Annotated in this window: 16 protein-coding genes; 10 read left to right on the forward strand and 6 right to left on the reverse strand. The window is 61.9% G+C overall.

Annotated elements, in window-relative coordinates; all coding sequences use genetic code 11:
* Positions 1 to 2: 2 nt before the first annotated feature.
* Positions 3 to 923 (reverse strand): 23S rRNA (adenine(1618)-N(6))-methyltransferase RlmF, encoded by a 921-nt coding sequence (gene rlmF, locus MHZ89_RS03765; RefSeq protein ID WP_311781907.1) that lies wholly within the window; start codon positions 921 to 923, stop codon positions 3 to 5.
* A 141-nt stretch (positions 924 to 1064) separates the two neighbouring features.
* On the opposite strand from rlmF, the gene MHZ89_RS03770 reads away from it, so the two are divergent.
* Entirely contained in the window at positions 1065 to 1697 is a 633-nt protein-coding gene (locus MHZ89_RS03770; protein ID WP_311781908.1) for a flavin reductase family protein, read from the forward strand.
* Between the two features lie 19 nt (positions 1698 to 1716).
* Here the strand turns inward: MHZ89_RS03770 and hutG are convergent, their stop codons facing one another.
* Positions 1717 to 2508, reverse strand: a complete 792-nt coding sequence (hutG, locus tag MHZ89_RS03775) for an N-formylglutamate deformylase (RefSeq protein ID WP_311781909.1) — start codon at positions 2506 to 2508, stop codon at positions 1717 to 1719.
* Positions 2505 to 3722 (reverse strand): imidazolonepropionase, encoded by a 1218-nt coding sequence (gene hutI / locus MHZ89_RS03780; RefSeq protein ID WP_311781910.1) that lies wholly within the window; start codon positions 3720 to 3722, stop codon positions 2505 to 2507. Before hutI ends, hutG begins: the two co-directional genes overlap by 4 nt.
* Before the next feature lie 84 nt (positions 3723 to 3806).
* Between hutI and MHZ89_RS03785 the strand changes: the two genes are divergently transcribed.
* Positions 3807 to 5162: a formimidoylglutamate deiminase gene (locus MHZ89_RS03785; RefSeq protein WP_311781911.1), complete on the forward strand. Its 1356-nt coding sequence runs from the start codon at positions 3807 to 3809 to the stop codon at positions 5160 to 5162.
* On the forward strand, positions 5159 to 5698 hold the full coding sequence (locus MHZ89_RS03790; protein WP_311781912.1) for a HutD family protein: 540 nt from the start codon (positions 5159 to 5161) through the stop codon (positions 5696 to 5698). Before MHZ89_RS03785 ends, MHZ89_RS03790 begins: the two co-directional genes overlap by 4 nt.
* Here MHZ89_RS03790 and hutC read toward each other — a convergent pair.
* A complete protein-coding gene (hutC, locus tag MHZ89_RS03795; RefSeq protein WP_311781913.1) occupies positions 5682 to 6437 on the reverse strand; it encodes a histidine utilization repressor in 756 nt (251 codons plus the stop codon). The genes MHZ89_RS03790 and hutC overlap by 17 nt on opposite strands.
* 264 nt (positions 6438 to 6701) lie before the next feature.
* Here hutC and hutH point away from each other — a divergent pair, with 264 nt between their 5' ends.
* From hutH to MHZ89_RS03810, 3 genes are all read left to right on the forward strand, one after another.
* Positions 6702 to 8261: a histidine ammonia-lyase gene (gene hutH, locus MHZ89_RS03800; protein ID WP_311781914.1), complete on the forward strand. Its 1560-nt coding sequence runs from the start codon at positions 6702 to 6704 to the stop codon at positions 8259 to 8261.
* 10 nt (positions 8262 to 8271) lie between these two features.
* The gene (gene hutU, locus MHZ89_RS03805; protein WP_269949248.1) at positions 8272 to 9957 is read left to right on the forward strand and encodes a urocanate hydratase; all 1686 of its coding nucleotides are present in this window, start codon (positions 8272 to 8274) and stop codon (positions 9955 to 9957) included.
* Between the two features lie 178 nt (positions 9958 to 10135).
* Positions 10136 to 11287: a M20 aminoacylase family protein gene (locus tag MHZ89_RS03810; RefSeq protein ID WP_311781915.1), complete on the forward strand. Its 1152-nt coding sequence runs from the start codon at positions 10136 to 10138 to the stop codon at positions 11285 to 11287.
* Here the strand turns inward: MHZ89_RS03810 and ybiB are convergent, their stop codons facing one another.
* Positions 11288 to 12256: a DNA-binding protein YbiB gene (gene ybiB / locus MHZ89_RS03815; RefSeq protein ID WP_311781916.1), complete on the reverse strand. Its 969-nt coding sequence runs from the start codon at positions 12254 to 12256 to the stop codon at positions 11288 to 11290.
* Between the two features lie 54 nt (positions 12257 to 12310).
* A complete protein-coding gene (gene dinG, locus MHZ89_RS03820; RefSeq protein WP_311781917.1) occupies positions 12311 to 14488 on the reverse strand; it encodes an ATP-dependent DNA helicase DinG in 2178 nt (725 codons plus the stop codon).
* Positions 14489 to 14670: 182 nt separating this feature from the next.
* On the opposite strand from dinG, the gene MHZ89_RS03825 reads away from it, so the two are divergent.
* The 4 genes from MHZ89_RS03825 to MHZ89_RS03840 all read left to right on the forward strand — a co-directional run bounded on the left by MHZ89_RS03825 (position 14671) and on the right by MHZ89_RS03840 (position 19347).
* Positions 14671 to 15654, forward strand: a complete 984-nt coding sequence (locus tag MHZ89_RS03825; protein WP_311781918.1) for a LacI family DNA-binding transcriptional regulator — start codon at positions 14671 to 14673, stop codon at positions 15652 to 15654.
* A gap of 123 nt (positions 15655 to 15777) precedes the next feature.
* Positions 15778 to 16587 carry an inositol monophosphatase gene (locus MHZ89_RS03830; RefSeq protein ID WP_311781919.1) on the forward strand — a complete coding sequence of 270 codons (810 nt, stop codon included), beginning with the start codon at positions 15778 to 15780 and terminating at the stop codon, positions 16585 to 16587.
* A gap of 105 nt (positions 16588 to 16692) precedes the next feature.
* Positions 16693 to 18051: an MFS transporter gene (locus MHZ89_RS03835; protein ID WP_311781920.1), complete on the forward strand. Its 1359-nt coding sequence runs from the start codon at positions 16693 to 16695 to the stop codon at positions 18049 to 18051.
* 24 nt (positions 18052 to 18075) lie between these two features.
* Positions 18076 to 19347 carry a histidine-type phosphatase gene (locus MHZ89_RS03840; protein ID WP_311781921.1) on the forward strand — a complete coding sequence of 424 codons (1272 nt, stop codon included), beginning with the start codon at positions 18076 to 18078 and terminating at the stop codon, positions 19345 to 19347.
* Positions 19348 to 19350 lie beyond the last annotated feature (3 nt).

Genomic DNA, 19350 nt, shown 5'->3' on the forward strand with positions numbered 1-19350 from the left:
AGCTATTTCGCCAGCCGCTGCGCGCGCGTCGCGGCTGGCATAAAGCTCCAGGCGAGAAAGCGGCTCTGCTTCTGGCCCTGCGCCATATTCACAACCCGCACCTCCGCGACGTCGAGCGCCTGCAGCTGCTTTTCCAGCGCGGAAAGATTCTCGCGGCGCGACACCAGCGAGGTAAACCAGATGCACTGGCGCGCCAGCGCCGCGCTTTCGGCGAGCATCTTGCTGACAAAGGCTTTTTCACCGCCTTCGCACCACAGCTCGTTATGCTGGCCGCCGAAGTTAAGCGGCGTCGCGCTCTCCAGCTTCAGATTACGTACTTTCCGCTGCGAACCGGCCGCCGCCTCCGCCGCTGAGGCGTGGAACGGCGGATTACATATTACGGCGTGAAAGAACTCATTTTTATTTACCACGCCCGCCAGTACCGCCTGGGGATCCTTCTGACGGCGCAGGCGAATGGCGCGCTGTAGCCCGGCGTTGGCCGCCACGATGCGGTTAGCCGCCTTCAGCGCCGCCTCGTCGATATCGGTGCCGGTAAAACGCCAGCCATACTCCGCATGGCCAATCAGCGGATAGATGCAGTTTGCGCCGCAGCCGATATCCAGAATATCCGCCTGCGGGATCGCGCCGTGATTGTCCTGCGCCAGCAGATCGGCCAGGTAGTGCAGGTAATCGGCGCGGCCCGGCACCGGCGGACAGAGCGCACCGGGGGCCAGCTGCCATTCAATGTTGTAAAAGAGTTTCAGCAGCGCCTGGTTCAGCAGCATGACCGCTTCCGCATCGGCAAAATCGATCGACTGCGCGCCGTAGCCGTTGGGCCGCACCTTTGCCGCCAGCGGCGGGTGCGCGGCGGTCAGCGCGGCAAAGTCGTACTCGCCCTGATGGCGGTTGCGGGCGTGGAATAATTTACTGGCTGGCTTGTTCATGGCGTCTCCCGTTTTGCAGGCGCGTACAATACGCCGCAGCGTCGGGAAAATAAAGCCGCACAATCCGCTTACATATTTATTCCCGATGCAGCCGATGCTGTAGCGCTAAGATATTGTTAACACTTCGCTACGGGATAAAAGATGACGCATAAACGCTACTCCTACCAGCCGCGCGCCGGTCATGGTCTGCCGCATGACCCGCTCAATGCCATTATCGGGCCGCGTCCGATTGGCTGGATCAGTTCGATTTCCGCTGCCGGTCAGCGCAACCTGGCGCCCTACAGCTTCTTCAACTGCTTTAACTACCATCCGCCGATCATTGGCTTCTCCAGCACCGGCTGGAAAGACAGCGTGCGGAATATCAGCGAAAGCAAAGAGTTCGTCTGGAACCTGGCGACGCGCCCGCTGGCGGAAGCGATGAACGAGAGTTCGGCGTCGGTGCCACCGGATCAGGATGAGTTCGCGCTGGTGGGCGTGACGCCGCTGGCCGCCTCGCAGGTGAAGGCGAGCCTGGTGGCAGAAAGCCCGGTAAACTTTGAGTGCCGCCTGACTCAGCTGATTCAGCTGCAGGATGCGCAGGGCAACCCGATCGACAGCTGGCTGGTGCTGGGCGAGGCGATTGCGATTCATATCGACGAATCGCTGCTGGATGAAGGCATTTATCAGACGGCGCGCGCCCAACCTATTCTGCGTGCCGGCGGGCCGAGCGCCTATTACGGCATCAGTGAAAACGAACGCTTCGACCTGATGCGTCCGGACGCGCGCCGCCGCTAAAGAGACGGCGCCTCAGCCGCTATGACGGCCTGCCGCGTTCGATAAAGCTTTGCACGAGCGGCTTCAGCACTTTCTGCAGCGCTGAAGCCCGCTCCTGCCGCCAGGCGAATGGCGGCGTCTCATCCATATAATTCAGCTGCGCCAGCTCCAGCTGCACCGCCTGTACCTGCTCTTCCGGTTGACCGTAGGCGCGCGTAATGTAGCCGCCCTTAAAGCGTCCGTTCACCACCCAGCTATAGTCGCTCTGCGCCGCACAGACCGCCTCCAGCCCTTGCGTAACCTCGGCGCGACAGCTTTTGCCGTCGTTGGTGCCGATATTCAGATCGGGCAGACGTCCTTCGAACAGGCGCGGGATGACGCTGGCGATAGAGTGGGCGTCAAACAGCAGCGCATAGCCGTGTAGCGCTTTCAGCCGCGCCAGCTCCTGCTGGATCTGCTGATGATAAGGCTGCCAGATATCTCTGAGATAACCTTCGCGCTGCGCCGTAGAGGGCGTTTTGCCTGGCGCAAAGGTTGGCGAGCCGTCAAACAGGGTTTCCGGATAAAGCCCGGTGGTGGCCGTGGCGTAGAGCGGCTGATTATCTGGCGGACGATTGAGGTCGATCACAAAACGCGAATAGTGGCCGATCAGCACGCTGGCGCCGAGGTCGCGTACAAAATCGAACAGCTGCGGAATATGCCAGTCGGTATCCGGCAGGCCGCGCGCCGCGTCGCTCAGTCCGGCTTCTACCTCCGGCGTAAGCTGCGTACCGGCGTGAGGAATACTGACCAGCAGCGGCAGGCTGCCCGGCGTAAAGAGAAAAGGTGTCATTGCGCTTCTCCGCGATAGATAACGGTACAGGGCAGCTCGCCGCCCAGCCAGTAAACCAGTTCCGCCGGGCGCGCCAGCGGCCAGTGGACGAAGTTCGCCACTTTGCCCGCCTCCAGCGAGCCGTGGGTTTGCTGCAGCCCCAGCGCTTTCGCGCCCCAGAGCGTGACGCCCGCCAGCGCCTCTTCCGGCGTCATGCCGAACAGCGTGCAGCCCATATTAAGCATCAGGCGCAGCGACAGCGCCGGCGAGGTGCCGGGATTCGCGTCGCTGGCCAGCGCCATTGGCACCTTATGCTGACGAAACAGCGCCACCGGCGGCCGCTGGGTTTCCCGCAGCAGATAGAAGGCGCCGGGCAGCAGCACCGCCACTGTGCCCCGTTCGCCCATCGCCCGCGCATCTTCGTCGGTCGCATATTCCAGATGATCGGCGGAGAGCGCGCCGTAGCTCGCCGCCAGCCGCGCCCCGCCCAGCGAAGAGAGCTGCTCGGCGTGCAGCTTGACCGGCAGACCCAGCTCGGCCGCTTTGTCAAACACGCGAGCCACCTGCGCCGGGGAAAAGGCCAGGTGTTCGCAAAAGGCGTCTACCGCGTCCGCCAGCCCGTTGGCTTTCACCTGCGGCAGGATGCGCTCACAAATCAGATCGACCCAGCCGTCGGGATCCTGCTTAAATTCGGGCGGAAAGGCGTGCGCCGCCAGACAGGTCGCCAGCACGTCAACGGGCGCGCTCTCGCCAAGCCGCCGTATCGCGCTCAGCATACGCAGCTCGCTCGCCTCATCCAGCCCGTAACCCGATTTGATCTCCACCGTGGTTACACCTTCCGCCAGCAGACGGTTGAGCCGCCAGCGCGCCGAGGCCACCAGTGATTCCTCGCTGGCTTCGCGCGTGGCGCGCACCGTCGAGAGAATGCCGCCGCCCTGCGCCGCGATCTCGGCATAGCTGACGCCGTTGAGACGCTGCTCGAACTCTGCGCTGCGGTCGCCGCCGAACACCAGATGGGTATGGCAGTCGATCAGCCCTGGCGTCAGGATACCGCCGTCGAACCGGTGCTGCTGGCGCGGCATAAAGGCGGGCATCTCCGCGCGCGGCCCTACCCATACCAGCTCGCCGCCATCCACCGCCAGCGCGCCATCCTCGATGATGTGATATCTGCCTTCGCGCATGGTGACCAGATCGGCCCCCAGCCACAGGCTGTCGATCGCTTTGCTTTCCGCCATCACGCCTCTCTCCGCTACGGACGATTTACTCCGCCCTTTAAAGTATGTATATGTATATACAACTACAGCCGTTGAGGATCAACTATGGCAACCTGTTTTGCTCCACGCGCGCTGCTGGCCGACGGCTGGCGACATCAGGTGCGCATTAGCGTTAATGACGCGGGCATCATTGAAAGCGTCACGCCCGACAGCGACCCGCATGGCGCCATCCCGCTGCCCGGCGCGGTGATCCCCTCTGTCGCCAATCTGCATTCGCACGCGTTCCAGCGCGCAATGGCCGGGCTGGCAGAAGTGGCGGGCGACCCGCAGGACAGCTTCTGGACCTGGCGCGACCTGATGTATCGCATGGTGCAGCGTCTGACGCCGGAGCAGGTCGGCGCTATCGCGGCGTATCTCTATATCGACATGCTGAAAGGCGGCTATACCCAGGTGGCGGAGTTTCACTATCTGCATCACGACGCCAGCGGCGCGCCCTACGCGCAGGACGATATGCTGCAGCAGCTGATGCTCGCCGCCGACAGGGCCGGTATCGGCCAGACGCTACTGCCGGTGCTCTACAGCCACAGCGGCTTCGGCGCGCAGCCGCCGCTGCCGGGCCAGAAACGCTTTATTCAGCAAACCGACGCCTGGCTGCAGCAGCAGGAGCGGCTGGCGGCGGCAGTGCGGGATAAGCCGCTGCTCAATCGCGGCCTCTGCTTTCACTCGCTGCGCGCGGTCAGCGAAGCGCAGATGCGCGAGGCGCTAGAGGCGAGCGATAAGAGTCTGCCGGTGCATATTCATATCGCCGAGCAGGAAAAAGAGGTCAACGACTCGCTGGCCTGGAGCGGCGAGCGGCCGGTAGAGTGGCTGCTCAACCGCTTTGAGGTGGATGCGCGCTGGTGTCTTATCCACGCCACGCATCTGGACCCGCGCGAAATCGAGCGGCTCGCTGCCAGCCGCGCGGTGGCCGGGCTCTGCCCCACCACCGAGGCCAACCTCGGCGACGGCATTTTCCCGGCGACCCATTTTATCGCTCAGGGCGGACGCTGGGGCATCGGCTCCGACAGCCACGTCTCGCTCAGCGCGCTGGAGGAGCTGCGCTGGCTCGAATATGGCCAGCGGCTACGCGATCGTCGTCGCAACCGGATTATCACGGCGGAGCAGCCGTCTGTGGGCGATCTGCTGTGGCGCGGCGCGGCGCAAGGCGGCGCGCAGGCGTGCGGCGTCGCCCTCGGCGAGCTGTCGCCGGGCAAGCGCGCGGACTGGCTGGTGCTGGCGGAGGATGCCTGGCTCGAGAGCGTCGAGGATGACGCGCTGCTTAACCGCTGGCTCTTTGCCGGACGCCGCGAACAGATCCGCGACGTGTGGGTTGCGGGCCGCGCGGTGGTTGAAGCGGGACGCCACGCGGAGGAGGAGTCCTGCGCGGCCGCGTTTCGTCAGGCGATGGCGGCGCTGCGATGAGGACGCGCTTCTGTTATGCCGACCTTCAGGTCAGTCGCTGGCGCAACGGCGGCGGCGAGACGCGTGAAATCATCAGCTTTCCGCCGGGCGAAGCGGATTTCGCCTGGCGCGCCAGCATCGCCACCCTCTCCCAGGATGGCGCATTCTCGCGCTTTCCGGGTATCGATCGGGTGATTACCCTGCTGCGCGGCGACGCGGTAACGCTTAGCGCGCCCGCCCTCACCCATACGCTGAAACCGCTTCAGCCCTGGCGCTTTCCCGGCGAATGGGCGATCCACGCCGCGCTGCGCGGTGAAAGCGAAGACTTTAACATTATGACGCGGCGCGACAGCTGGGAAGCGCAGGTGGATGTCATTGCCCAGGCTGCCGCCAGTCTAAACGGCGTCGCCTGGGTTATCGCGGGCGAGTGGCGGCTGGAAAGCGGCGAACCACTATGCGCCGCTGAAGGCGTATGGTGGCTGGATGAGGAGACGCAGCTGACGCCCGCGACGCCGGACGCGCAGCTGCTGCTGACGCGCCTTAGCCGTGTCCCTTAAAGCGGCCAAGCAGCTTATAACGCGATCCGGGATAGAGCAGGCGCGCATAGGTCACGATTTTGGTGTCGCTCCAGGTCTGGCGGCGGATCAGCAGGCAGGGCTCATGTTCATCCAGCGACAGATACTTACGCTGGCGCGCATCGGGCAGCACCGCTTCAACGATATGCTCACCCGCTGTCAGGGGCGCGACCTGCATCAGATAGGTATAGGGCGTGAACTGGTGGTAATCCTGGCTCAGGTAATCGGGTGCCACCAGCGGGTTAACCAGGCGATCCTCCAGCTGCACCGGCAGGTCATCTTCGTAATGCACGATCAGCGAATGAAAAATGGTCTGGCCGGTGCTTAAGCCGAGCACCGCCGCCTGCTCGGGATCGGCTTTATTCTGGCCGATCGCCAGGATCTGGCAGCGGTGCTGGTGTCCGCGCTGGGCGATCTCATCCGCGATATTATGCACTTCAAGCATCGCCGTGTAGCCTTTCATCTCCGCGACGAAGGTGCCGACGCCCTGCATGCGCACCAGAAACCCCTCGCTGGTCAGCTCGCGTAGCGCGCGGTTAATTGTCATACGGCTGACGCCCAGCTCGTTGACCAGTTCGCTTTCGGACGGCACGCGCTGGTTCGCCTTCCAGCTGCCCGCGCGGATCTGGCTGATAATCGCCTGCTTCACGCGCTGGTAGATTGGGGCTGGCTCATCGCTCATCGCGGCCGCCAGCTGTGCTATTGCCGAATGCTCGACCATATTGATTTCCTTATTACGCTAATACCTGAAGTTTACTGTCTCATCACGTAAATGTATATACATCTGCAGCCGCCTCTGCCCCGCCCTCTGACCGCCGCCGCGCGATCTAATTTGTGATCGCGCTGGCATAGCAAATGCTTATAGCTTGCCACTTGTATAGACAAGAATAGACACTTGTGTTTCACTCGATTTTATTCGCTGCGCAGAGTGAAACCGGTTCAGGTTTTTGCTTTCCGCGCTTACTTGTATAGACAGGAGTAGACTATGTCAGGTTCGGCTCAGGCTATCCGCCTGGTTCCCGGTGAAGTAGAGCTTGCCACGCTGCGCAGGATATATCAGGGCGGCGTCACGCTGACGCTTGATGAGCGAGCGCAGGAAGCCATTTTACGCGCCCAGCAAACCGTGGACGATATCGTCGCTTCCGGCAAGGTGGTGTACGGCATCAACACCGGTTTCGGCAAGCTGGCGCAAACGCAAATTCCCGCCAGCCGCCTTGCCGATCTGCAGCGTAACCTGGTGCTGTCGCACAGCGTCGGCCTGGGCGATCTGCTGCCCGACAATGTGACGCGCCTGGTGATGGCGACCAAAATCATCAGCCTGGCGCGCGGCCATTCCGGCGTGCGTATCGCGCTGATCGAGGCGTTGCTGAAGCTGTTTAACGCAGGCGTAATGCCCTGCATTCCTGAAAAAGGCTCGGTAGGCGCGTCCGGCGATCTCGCGCCGCTTGCCCATCTCTCGCTGATGCTGCTGGGAGAGGGCGACGTGCGCGTCGACGGCGCGCTGATCCCGGCGCGTGAAGGTCTGGCCTCCGTCGGGCTGACGCCGTTTGTGCTCGGACCGAAAGAGGGTCTGGCGCTGCTTAACGGCACCCAGGTCTCGACCGCGCTGGCGCTGCGCGGCCTGTTTGAGGCGGAAAACCTGCTGGCCGCCGGACTGGTAGCCGGAGCGCTGTCGCTGGAGGCGATTAAAGGCTCGCTGAAACCCTTCGACGCGCGTATCCACCAGGCGCGCGGCCAGCGCGGCCAAATCGCCGTCGCCGCCGCGGTGGAGAGGCTGGTCAAAGGCAGCGAAATTCTCGGCTCGCACGTTAACTGCGGCCGGGTGCAGGACCCCTACTCGGTGCGCTGCGTGCCGCAGGTGATGGGCGCCTGCCTTGATAACCTCACCCACGCCGCGCGCGTGCTGCAGATTGAATCTAATGCCGCCTCTGACAACCCGCTGGTGTTCAGCGACAGCGGCGACGTCATCTCCGGCGGCAATTTCCACGCCGAGCCGGTGGCCTTCGCCGCCGACATTATCGCGCTGGCCGTCGCTGAGATTGGCGCGATCTCCGAGCGCCGCATGGCGCTGCTGCTTGATACCGGTCTGTCGGGTCTGCCGCCCTTTCTGGTGCGCGACGGCGGCGTTAACTCCGGCTTTATGATTGCGCAGGTCACCGCCGCCGCGCTCGCCTCAGAGAATAAATCGCTGGCTCATCCCGGTAGCGTCGACAGCCTGCCAACCTCGGCCAACCAGGAAGATCACGTCTCGATGGCGACCTATGCGGCGCGCCGTCTCGGCAGCATGTGCTTCAACACCGCCGCGGTCGTCGGCATCGAAGCGATGGCGGCGGCTCAGGGCATCGAATTCCATCGCCCGCTGCAAAGCTCCGCGCTGCTTGAGCAGGAGATTGGCCGCATTCGTCAGCAGGTCGCCTTCCTTGAGGAAGATCGTCTGCTGGCGCCCGATATCGACGCCATGCGTCTGTGGGCCAGCCGCTCCGACTGGCCCGATTTTCTCACGGCGCTGCTGCCCAGCCAGCAGACCGTCTCTTCTGGTGAATAAGGAATCTGCTATGAGCGAAACTCTCTCCCGGGCCGTGGCGCGCGAAGTGCGTGCGCCACACGGCACCACGCTGCACTGCGCCAACTGGCTGATCGAAGCCGCCTGGCGCATGATCCAGAATAACCTCGATCCCGATGTGGCCGAGCGGCCTGAAGATCTGGTGGTCTATGGCGGCATCGGCAAGGCGGCGCGCAACTGGGAATGCTTTGAACAGATCCTGCGCTCCCTCGAACTGCTGAAACCCGACGAAACGCTGCTGATCCAGTCGGGCAAGCCCGTCGGCGTTTTCCGTACCCACGCCGACGCGCCGCGCGTGCTGCTGGCGAACTCCAACCTGGTGCCGCACTGGGCCAACTGGGATCATTTTCACGAGCTGGATAAAGCCGGGCTGATGATGTATGGCCAGATGACCGCGGGCTCCTGGATCTATATCGGCGCGCAGGGCATCGTACAGGGCACCTACGAAACCTTCGTCGAAGCGGGTCGTCAGCACTATAACGGCGATCTCGCCGGACGCTGGATCCTGACTGCCGGTCTGGGCGGCATGGGCGGCGCGCAGCCGCTGGCGGGCGTGCTGGCGGGTGCCTGCGTGCTGGCTATCGAGTGTCAGGAGTCGCGCATCGATTTTCGTCTGCGCACCCGCTACGTCGATCATAAAGCCTACACGCTGGATGAGGCGCTGAAGCTGATTGAAGAGGCAACCCAGGCGAAGCGGGCGATCTCCGTCGGCCTGCTGGGCAACGCCGCCGAAATCCTGCCGGAGATGGTAAAACGCGCCCGCGCAGGCGGACTCAGGCCCGATATCGTGACCGATCAGACCTCAGCGCACGATCCGGTGAACGGCTATCTGCCCATCGGCTGGGACGTGGCGCGCTGGCAGTCCGAACGCGCCAGTGCGCCGAAGGCGGTGGAAAAAGCGGCGCGCGCCTCTATGGCGGTACACGTGCAGGCGATGCTCGACTTCTGCCATATGGGCATCCCGACGGTGGACTACGGCAACAATATTCGTCAGGTGGCGCTTGATGAGGGCGTAGAGAACGCCTTTGACTTCCCGGGTTTCGTGCCGGCCTATATTCGTCCGCTGTTCTGCGAAGGCAAAGGGCCGTTCCGCTGGGTGGCGCTGTCGGGCGATCCGGAAGATATCTATAAAACTGACGCCAAACTCAAAGAGCTGTTTCCGCATCATAAAAGTCTGCATCGCTGGCTCGATATGGCGCAGGAGCGCATCGCCTTTCAGGGCCTGCCGGCGCGTATCTGCTGGCTGGGGCTGGGCGAGCGCCATCTCGCCGGGCTGGCGTTCAACGAAATGGTGCGCAACGGCGAGCTGAAGGCGCCGGTGGTGATTGGCCGCGATCATCTCGACTGCGGCTCTGTTGCCTCGCCAAACCGCGAAACCGAGTCGATGAAAGATGGCTCCGATGCGGTATCTGACTGGCCGCTGCTTAACGCCCTGCTGAATACCGCTGGCGGCGCGACCTGGGTAAGTCTGCACCACGGCGGCGGCGTCGGCATGGGCTTTTCGCAGCATGCGGGCGTGGTGATTGTCTGCGACGGCAGCGAGCAGGCCGATCAGCGTCTGGGCCGCGTGCTGTGGAACGATCCCGCGACGGGCGTAATGCGTCACGCGGATGCAGGGTATGAGCGTGCGCAGGCCTGCGCGGCTGAGCATGGACTGAAATTGCCGATGATGAAGTAAAAGCCGTCAGGGCGGCGGGCGCTGACCCCGCCTGCTCTGTCTGCCTGTATAGCAAGGGGCTTCCGCCCCTTATGCTCTTTGGTTCTGACCTATAGCCAAATTCCTGGCGCACAAGATAGACGCGCCTGCAGCTTGCCACTACAGTGGAGATTCATCATTACCAGGAGCGCGATTCCGCATGACCTTATCCCCTGCCCTGCTCGACAAAGCCCAACACTGGCGTCATCAGATTCACCTTGAACCGGAACTCGGTTATCAGGAGCATAAAACCAGCGATCTGGTCGCTCAGGAGCTGGAGCTGGCGGGGCTACAGGTGCATCGCGGTCTGGCAGGCACAGGCGTTGTCGGTACGCTGCGCAATGGCGAAGGCCCGGTTATCGGGCTACGCGCCGATATGGACGCTCTGCCCATCACCGAGAAAGGCGCGTCGCAGTGGCGCTCAAGGCGTCAGGGCGTGATGCACGCCTGCGGTCATGACGGGCATACCGCGATCCTGCTGGCGGCGGCGCTGCAGCTGGCGGCCACGCGTCGCTTCCGCGGTACGGTGCACTTTATCTTTCAGCCCGCCGAAGAGAATCTGGGCGGCGCGCGCAAAATGGTCGAAGATGGCCTGTTTCAACGTTTCCCTATGGATGCCATCTATGCGCTGCATAACTGGCCGGGAATGCCGGTCGGGTCGCTGGCGGTCAATCCCAGCGCCATGATGGCCTCGCTCGACTCGTTTGAAATTACCCTTAACGGCAGAAGCTGCCATGCGGCGATGCCGGAGAGCGGCGCCGATCCTATGGTCGTGGCCGCTGAACTGATCCTGGCGCTGCAGACCATACCGTCGCGTCGCCTTTCGCCGCTCGCCTCGGCGGTGGTCAGCGTCACGCAGATCCACGGCGGCGAAGCGATTAATGTTATTCCGGAAACGCTGGTGCTGCGCGGTACGGTGCGATGTTTGCAGACCGACGTACGCAATAAAGTACGCGGTCTGATTGAAGAGTTTGTCGCGACGCTGCCGCGCCCGTTCGGCGTCAGCGGCGAGATCCACTGGTTCCCTGGCTACCCGGTCACCGCCAATCACGTCGGACCGGCTGAACAGGTGCGCGCGACGGCGCAGCGGATGCTGGGCGAGGAGCAGGTCTGCTGGCAGGTGAACCCCTCAATGGCGTCGGAAGATTTCGCCTGCATGCTCGATGTCTGTCCCGGCGCTTACTTCTGGCTGGGCGCGGATGGCGCTATCCCTTCCGCGCCGCTGCACAATGCCGAATATGATTTTAATGACGCGCTGATCCCGCTGGGCGTGGCGTTCTGGCAACGTCTGGTCGAGGAGGCGCTGCCGTAATTACCACCCCGCGTCGCTCAGGCGCGCCAGGCCCGCTTCCAGCGACTCGCACTCTCCGCTGGCGCGCAGGCAGCAGGCGATTTGCAAACGCAGCGCCTGCGGCACCGGGCGCTCGCCGTTAAGCACCGTTTCCGTCCAGCGCGCGGTCACCTCAGCCGATTTTTCAGCCGGCAGCTCAAGCGACGCCTCCGGCTGACGCTCGACCCACACTTCCGCTTCGCGCCCCGCGCCGGGAATAAAGCTGATCGCCGGACAGCGCTGCGGGTTTGCGTAGACTTCCCCTTCGGTGCCGTTCAGGAGAATCGCGGGCGCATCGATCTCGCTAAAGAACTTACCGACGCGCGGCACATATTCCGGATGCGATACGCTGGAGAGGCGCAGCGCTTCGCGTTCGCCGAACGGCGTCGCCAGCTTTACCAGCGTATGTGCGCTGCTGCGGACTCCCATGCGCCAGCGCAGCGAAAGCTGCTGCGCCATCGGCGGGCAGAGATGGTCGATGGTGATAAAGGCGAGTTCGCCCTTATCCAGCGCCGCCTGCGTCTGCGCTTGCGTCGTCAGCGCCGCGATACCGAGCGCGGCGAACACCGCCTCGCTGGTGACGCGCGTCGGATCGTCGCTGACCCCGTGTACCAGCACCGGAAAGCCCAGACGGTTAAGCAGCAGCGCCAGCAGCGGCGTCAGGTTGCCCTGACGACGCGCGCCGTTGTAGCTCGGGATAACAATAGGCTGCGGACGATGCGCGGGCGCCTGCAGCGACATCATGCGCGCCTGCATCGCCTGATAGAAACCGCGCATCTCCTCTTCGCCTTCGCCTTTGATGCGCAGCGCGATCAGAATGCCGCCCAGCTCCAGGTCCGGCACTTCGCCCGCCAGAATCGCCGTATAAAGCGCCTGCGCGGTGGCAAGATCAAGATCGCGCGCGTGGTTTTTGCCGCGCCCGATCTCTTTAATCACTTTGTTCAGTTCCATTCATCGCTTCCGGTCAGGGGCCGCTAATGTCGGCGGCCGAAACATATTGATTTGTTAACGCTTCGCCGCCGGTCGCCGGGCGGGACGCCGCTTGCTCCCGGCCTGAGTCGGCGCGCTTTTCACCTTCAGCGGAGCGGGCGCTTCCGGCTGTTCGATTGGAAACACCGGCAGCGCGGCCAGCAGGCGGCTGCCGTAGGCTTTACTCAACAGGCGGCGATCGTATATCACGATTTCGCCGTAGCACTGGTGGCTGCGGATCAGACGCCCTACCTGCTGTATCAGCGTAAAGGAGGCGCTCGGCAGGCTCTGCACTTCAAAAGGGTAACGGTTGAGGCTCTTGAGCCATTCACCCTCGGTCAAAATTACCGGACTGTCCACCGGCGGAAAAGCGATTTTATGAATATGCACCTGACTCAGCAGTTCGCCCTTCAGATCCAGCCCTTCGGCGAACGACTGCAGGCCAACTAAAATGCTGGTTTCGCCCTTCGCCACCCGTTTACGATGCAGCTCGACCATGCGCGAGCGCGGCTGGTCGCCCTGCACCAGCATGGTCAGACGCAGCTCCGGCAGCTGAGCGACAAACTGCTGCATCGCGCGGCCGCTGGCGAACAGCACCAGCACGCCTTTATGCTGCGCCTTTTTCATCTGCTGACGGAAAAAGGCCGCCATCTCGGCGATATGCTCCGCTTCGTTAGCCAGCAGTGGCTCATAGCGCATCTGCGGGATCACCAGCTTGCCCTGTTCGACGTGGTTGAACGGCGAGTCGAGCGCCACGAAACGATCGCCTGCTTTTTCGTTCAGGCCCGACATCTCCTGCAGGCGACTAAAGCTGTTAAGCGAGCGCAGCGTGGCGGAGGTCACCACGACATGGGGGATTTTGCGCCATAACAGTTTCTCCAGCTGATCGCTGACGCGAATGCCGGCGCAGTGAAACAGCAGATGCGCCTGCCCCTCGCGCAGCTCGCGCGTAATCCACTTGGAAACCGGCGCGCCCGACGCTTTCGGCATCGCCGCCAGCCGCCACAGTTTGCTGACCGACTCAAACCAGCCGAACTGGCGGTTAAGCTGCAGCAAATTACGGTGCAGACGCATCAGATCGACGCTGCCGGTCTGCTCGCTGAGGGCGTTGATCAGCCCTTCCGCCAGCCCGCGCAGCGCGTCGCTCAGCTTAAAGAGGCGCGCGCAGAGCGCCAGCAGCTCTTCGGGCAGCTCGCCCAGCACAAAGCGAAACTCGCCCGGCTGATTATCAGCGGGCAGCAGCGGATTGAGCGCCTGGCTCAGGGTAGTCAGCAGCTCGCGCAGTTCGTCGCAGTGCGCTTTAAGGCGTTCCGGGTTGCTGAGCGGCGGCGGCGATTTCGGGCGCATCTGCGTCATAATGCCCTCTACCAGACGCACAAAGAGGTCAAGCTGCAGGCTGCTCCAGCCCGGCGTGATATCCGCGCTCATCTCCAGCGCGTCGCGCGCCACTTCGGGCAGATGGTGCCCTTCGTCCAGCACCAGCATCAGATGCTTCGGCGGCGGCAGCACCGACTCGTTTTCCATTGCTGCCATGACCAGCGCATGATTAGCCACCACCACATCCACCTGTTCGATTTCGCGGCGGGCAATGAAGAACGGACATTCACGGTACCAGCGACAGTGCGCGCCGAGGCAGCTCGCTTTGTCGGTAGAGAGGCGCTGCCACAGGCTGTCGCTGATGTTCTCTTCGCTGTGATCGCGCAGCCCATCCCAGGCGTAGCTGCCGAGCGATTTCTCCAGGCGGGCGCACTGCGTCTGCTCCTCCTGCGTGCTGCTGACCGCCTCGTCGTCGAGATAGAGCAGCAGATCGCCCTGGCGATCGTCGCTGGCCGCCAGCGCCGCCAGGTTGCGTGGACAGACGTAGCGCCCACGTCCGAACGCAGCGGTAAAGGTGAGATCGGGTATGATCTTCTTCAGCAGCGGCAGATCTTTGGTAAATATTTGATCCTGCAGCGCCACGTTGGCGGTGCTGACGATCAGCCTTTTCTCTTCGGCGCGACTCGCCGCAATGCCGGGGATCAGGTAGGAGAGCGTTTTGCCGACGCCGGTCGGCGCTTCAATCGCCAGGTGGCGCGCATCGTCGCCCGCCAGGCATTTCGCGACTTCGGCGATCATCTGGCGCTGCGGCGCGCGAGGAATAAAGTCCGGCACCTGCTGCTGTAGCGCCTTATACCACTGCGCTATCTGGCTTTTTATTGCTGCTGTCAGGGCCATAATCAGTTACCGCGGGGTGAAAACGGCCTGTATTTTTACACAGTAATCCGCCAGCGTCAGCTACAGGGCGCATTTTTTCGCGCCGCTTTGACGTCTCCGTATAACGCCTTTCTGCTGAAGCGCTGGATTCCGCGGCGGCAGATGCATAAGCTAAGGCCCATTCTTTCGGACGCAGGTGCGGCATGAGCGAAAAGAGTAAAAACTGGGTAAAAGCGGAAGATGTTGCCCGCCTGGCAGGCGTCTCACGTTCTGCGGTGTCGCGGACCTTCACGCCCGGCGCATCGGTGGCGGAGAAAACGCGTCAGAAGGTGCTTGCCGCCGCAGAAGAGCTGGGCTATCAGGTCAATATCATCGCCCGCGCCATGAATACCGGCAGCAGCAATTTTATCGGCATCGTAACTGCAGGCTTCGATAACCCTTTTCGCAGTAAACTCCTCGCGCCGCTCGTGCACCAGCTGGCGCTGCATGGCCTTATTCCACTGCTGATGAATGCGGACGATCCGCAACAGCTGGCGCCCTCGCTGAAACAGCTGCTGAGCTATCACGTCGCTGGCGTCATTATCACCTCAGGCGCGCCGCCGCTCTCGCTGGCGGAAGAGTATCTGGCGCGCAAAATCCCTGTTACGCTGATTAATCGACATGCCGAGTTAGCGGGCTGCGACCGCGTCGCCAGCGATAACAGCCAGGGCGCACACTTGATTGCGCAGCACTGCATAAATCGCGGCTGGCGAAAGATAGGTTTTATTGGCGAAGATGCTCACCATTTTAGTACCAGCCAACGCTATCAGGCGCTGAAAAAATTACTGGGCGAGCGCCTTGTCGCTACGCAATTTTTCCCTGGCGGCGGCTATGAGGCCGGACGCGCTGCTGCTTGTGAACTGTGTGAAAAGCAGCCCGACCTGGAGGTTCTGGTCTGCGCTACCGATATGCTGGCGCTGGGGGCTATCGACGGACTAAAGGCTCACGCTTCACGTCCCGCCGTTACCGGCTTCGATGATATTCCTCAGGCGGCATGGGATCCGTATCAGCTAACAACCGTTCAGCAGAATACTGCGCTTCTTGCCCAGCATGCCGTGGATCTGCTGCTCACGCGCATCGCTCAGTTCGATCTGCCGCCGCGCCAGCGCGCCGTCCCCGTGAAATTAATCGTTCGACGCAGCGCATAATGGAAGATTCATTTTATGCGGCGTCGGTCACAGACTAATCGATTACGCCCCTTCACACTCATGCCAGCCCTGCGGGGTTAATTTTTTCTCTTCAAATGCACACGTGTGCAAAAAGGAGTGTTGATGCATCATTCTGACAACAGTGAACGGCTAAACCGTTACCGCTTTGCCTGCGAGCTGGCGGAAACAGGCGGCAGACTCGCTTTCGAGTACTACCAGAAACGCGAAGAACTGACTGTCGATCATAAGGGCGAGGATGCGCAGGATGTCGTCAGCCTGGCCGATCGCGAAGTAGAAGCGCTGGTGAAATCACGTATTGCGCAGAGCTTTCCTGAAGATGGTTTTTTAGGTGAGGAAAGCGGATTCGCTCAAGATGAGGCGCGGGTGCTCTGGGTGGTGGATCCCATCGATGGCACCAGCAGCTTTCTCAACGGCCTGCACACCTGGTGCCTCTCGCTGGCGGTCATAATCGACGGCGAGCCGGTGATAGGCGTCGTTTACGATCCTAATCACGGCGAGCTGTTTCACGCCTGCAAAGGAAGCGGCGCCTGGTTAAACGATCGTCCCATAACGCCTCATCCGGCCGAAACAGTCGCAGATGGCGTGATGGGGGTGGGTACGTCGCACCGGGTTACGACCGCCGAGTTTCTGCCTTTTCTCGACGCTCTGCTGCAACAGGGCGGCATGTTTGTCCGCAACGGCTCAGGCGCGCTGATGAGCGCATGGGCGGCAGCGGGCCGTCTCATTGGCTACTACGAGCCTCATATGAATCCCTGGGATGGCTTGCCCGGCATCGTGCTAATGCGTGAGGCGGGCGGCGTGACTAATCCCTATCTCGCAGAGGACGGCATTAAGCGCGGGAACCCTGTTCTGCTGGCGAGCAAAACGCTTTACCCACAATTAAAACAATGGGTTAAGCAAAACCTCGACTAACCTGCGACACATCTTTCCGTAAATGATATACGCACGCTATACCGGGATTCGCTTTCAGGGATGACAGATTTATCAGACACGCCTCTACCCTACGGAGACAGGATAATGTACGGATTGATCGGTTTTTTCCGGGCGGCCCCGGCGAAGCACGCCGCGCCCCTGAACGCAGAACGTTTTCGCTTCGTTCGCTGGCAAACTTTTCTGGCGATGACGGCTGCCTATGTCACCTTCTACGTGTGTCGGCTCTCATTTACCGTGGCGAAAAGCGCCCTGGTGGAACTGGGCCTCTCCCCTTCTGAACTGGGTATGATCGGTTCCGCACTCTTTTTTAGCTACGCCATCGGTAAGCTGGTTAATGGTTTCCTTGCCGACCATGCCAACGTCGTTCGCTTTATGAGTCTGGGCCTGCTGATTAGCGCGGCGATGAATTTGATGATGGGTATGACCACTAACGCCATGCTGCTGGCGATCTTCTGGGGCATAAACGGCTGGGCACAGTCTATGGGCGTCGGGCCTTGCGCTGTCTCGCTGGCGCGCTGGTACGGTAATAAAGAGCGCGGCACTTTTTACGCCATCTGGTCTACCGCGCACAATATTGGCGAAGCCCTGACCTATATGGTCATCGCTGCGGTAATCGCCGGTTACGGCTGGCATATGGGCTATCTCTCCACCGCGGCGCTTGGCGCGGCAGGCATTGTTATCATGCTGCTGTTTATGCGCGATTCGCCGCAAAGCTGCGGTTTTCCGTCGATTCAGACGCTGAGTGACGAGCCGCATGAAAGCGAAGATAACAAGGGGTCGGTATTTAAAAACCAGCTTTTCGCTCTGCGTAACCCTGCGCTCTGGACGCTGGCGCTCGCCTCCGCTTTTATGTATATCGATCGCTATGCCGTTAATTCTTGGGGAATTTTCTTTCTCCAGCAGGGCAAGGCCTATACCACCGTTGAAGCCTCTGGCATTATCGGCGTCAATGCCATCGCGGGTATCATCGGCACGATTATGGCTGGCATGCTGTCGGATCGTTTTTTTCCGCGCAATCGCAGCGTGATGGCCGGTTTTATCAGTTTGCTCAACACGCTCGGCTTCGCGCTCATGCTTTGGTCGCCGCATAACTATTACACCGATATTCTGTCGATGGTTATCTTCGGCGCGACTATCGGCGCGCTGACCTGCTTTCTTGGCGGATTGATTGCTGTCGATATTTCATCGAAAAAAGCTGCCGGCGCCGCGCTGGGCACTATCGGCATCGCCAGCTATGCGGGTGCCGGGCTGGGCGAGTTTCTCACCGGCATGATTATCGACCAGACCTCGCTGCGGGAGAATAATAAAATCATCTATGATTTTCATACGCTATCCCTGTTCTGGGTCGCCGCGGGCCTGGTTTCAGCGCTGTTATGTTTCGTCACGGCCGCTATTGTTGCGCGACGTCACGCTATCGAACAGCGCACCTCCTTTTCATCTTAGCCTCTCCCTTTTAAGGAAAAACATATGATGACAGCCAGACATCAGGTCGCGGCGCGCCTGCTTATCGCCTGCGCCCTCTGTTTCAACGCGGCGCAGGCCGCTGCGCAACCGGACTATCAGCTGGAAAAGGTCGTGGAGCTGAGCCGCCACGGCGTTCGCCCGCCGACGCCGGGCAATCGCCATGATATCGAAGCCGCCACGCAGCGGCCATGGGCGGTCTGGAGCACGCGCGACGGCGAACTGACCGGCCACGGTTATGCGGCGGTGCTCAATAAAGGACGCTGGGAAGGCAAACGCTATCGCCAGCTCGGCCTGCTGACGAATGGCTGCCCGCAGCCGCAGGATATCTATGTACGGGCCAGCCCGCTGCAGCGCACCCGCGCCACTGCGGAAGCGCTGGTTGACGGTGCCTTTCCCGGCTGCGGCGTCGCCGTACATCATGTCATGGGCGAAAACGACCCGCTGTTCCAGACCGACGCCTTTGCCGCGACCACTCCCGATCCTGCGCGGCGGCAGGCGGCAGTAGCGGCGAAAGCGGGCGATCTCCCGCTGCTACGGCAGAAGCTGAAGCCTGCCATCCAGGCGTTAAAGCAGGCGGTATGCCTCTCTGACGCGCAGTGCGCGCTATTCGATCAGCCCTGGCAGATCCGCCAGAGCAAGAGCGGCAAAACCTATATTGCCGGTCTGAGCGTGCTGGCGAATATGGCGGAGACGCTTCGCCTGGGCTGGAGCGAAAACCTGCCGTTCAGCCAGATCGCCTGGGGCAATATCACCCGCGCAGAGCAGATCAGCGCCATCCTGCCGCTGCTGACGGCGAACTACGACCTCAGCAACGACGTGCTCTACACCGCGCAGAAGCGCGCCTCTATCCTGCTCAACGCGATGCTGGAGGCTGCTGAAGACCGCGCCGCCACGCCGGACGCGCGCTGGCTGCTGCTGGTCGCTCACGATACCAATATCGCTATGGTGCGTACCCTGATGAACTTTAGCTGGACGCTACCCGGCTACACACGCGGCAATATCCCGCCCGGCAGCAGTCTGGTTCTTGAGCGCTGGCGCGATAAGCTCAGCGGTGAGCGTTTTTTACGCGTCTACTTTCAGGCGCAAAGTCTGAACGATCTGCGTCGCCTGCAGCCGATCGATGCGACGCATCCGCTGCTGCGCGAAGAGTGGCGACAGGCGGACTGTCGCGTGACGCCGGTCGGAACGCTCTGCCCGATGCGTAGCGCGGTACGCGCCCTGGGCAGGGAGATTGATCGGAAAGCTGTTACGCCAGTCAGCTACGATCTTCCCTGAGCG

Source organism: Pantoea sp. ACRSB, from assembly GCF_022346905.1.
In the GTDB taxonomy this organism is placed as follows: domain Bacteria; phylum Pseudomonadota; class Gammaproteobacteria; order Enterobacterales; family Enterobacteriaceae; genus Pantoea; species Pantoea piersonii.

Excerpts from the sequence above, each read along its gene's own strand:
- hutG (WP_311781909.1), bottom strand. The coding sequence starts at position 2,508 with ATGACACCTTTTCTCTTTACGCCGGGCAGCCTGCCGCTGCTGGTCAGT.
- ybiB (WP_311781916.1), bottom strand. The coding sequence starts at position 12,256 with ATGGAACTGAACAAAGTGATTAAAGAGATCGGGCGCGGCAAAAACCAC.
- MHZ89_RS03830 (WP_311781919.1), top strand. The coding sequence starts at position 15,778 with ATGCATCATTCTGACAACAGTGAACGGCTAAACCGTTACCGCTTTGCC.
- hutU (WP_269949248.1), top strand. The coding sequence starts at position 8,272 with ATGAGCGAAACTCTCTCCCGGGCCGTGGCGCGCGAAGTGCGTGCGCCA.
- MHZ89_RS03810 (WP_311781915.1), top strand. The coding sequence starts at position 10,136 with ATGACCTTATCCCCTGCCCTGCTCGACAAAGCCCAACACTGGCGTCAT.
- hutI (WP_311781910.1), bottom strand. The coding sequence starts at position 3,722 with ATGGCGGAAAGCAAAGCGATCGACAGCCTGTGGCTGGGGGCCGATCTG.
- MHZ89_RS03770 (WP_311781908.1), top strand. The coding sequence starts at position 1,065 with ATGACGCATAAACGCTACTCCTACCAGCCGCGCGCCGGTCATGGTCTG.
- MHZ89_RS03835 (WP_311781920.1), top strand. The coding sequence starts at position 16,693 with ATGTACGGATTGATCGGTTTTTTCCGGGCGGCCCCGGCGAAGCACGCC.
- dinG (WP_311781917.1), bottom strand. The coding sequence starts at position 14,488 with ATGGCCCTGACAGCAGCAATAAAAAGCCAGATAGCGCAGTGGTATAAG.
- rlmF (WP_311781907.1), bottom strand. The coding sequence starts at position 923 with ATGAACAAGCCAGCCAGTAAATTATTCCACGCCCGCAACCGCCATCAG.
- MHZ89_RS03785 (WP_311781911.1), top strand. The coding sequence starts at position 3,807 with ATGGCAACCTGTTTTGCTCCACGCGCGCTGCTGGCCGACGGCTGGCGA.
- MHZ89_RS03790 (WP_311781912.1), top strand. The coding sequence starts at position 5,159 with ATGAGGACGCGCTTCTGTTATGCCGACCTTCAGGTCAGTCGCTGGCGC.
- MHZ89_RS03840 (WP_311781921.1), top strand. The coding sequence starts at position 18,076 with ATGATGACAGCCAGACATCAGGTCGCGGCGCGCCTGCTTATCGCCTGC.
- MHZ89_RS03825 (WP_311781918.1), top strand. The coding sequence starts at position 14,671 with ATGAGCGAAAAGAGTAAAAACTGGGTAAAAGCGGAAGATGTTGCCCGC.
- hutC (WP_311781913.1), bottom strand. The coding sequence starts at position 6,437 with ATGGTCGAGCATTCGGCAATAGCACAGCTGGCGGCCGCGATGAGCGAT.
- hutH (WP_311781914.1), top strand. The coding sequence starts at position 6,702 with ATGTCAGGTTCGGCTCAGGCTATCCGCCTGGTTCCCGGTGAAGTAGAG.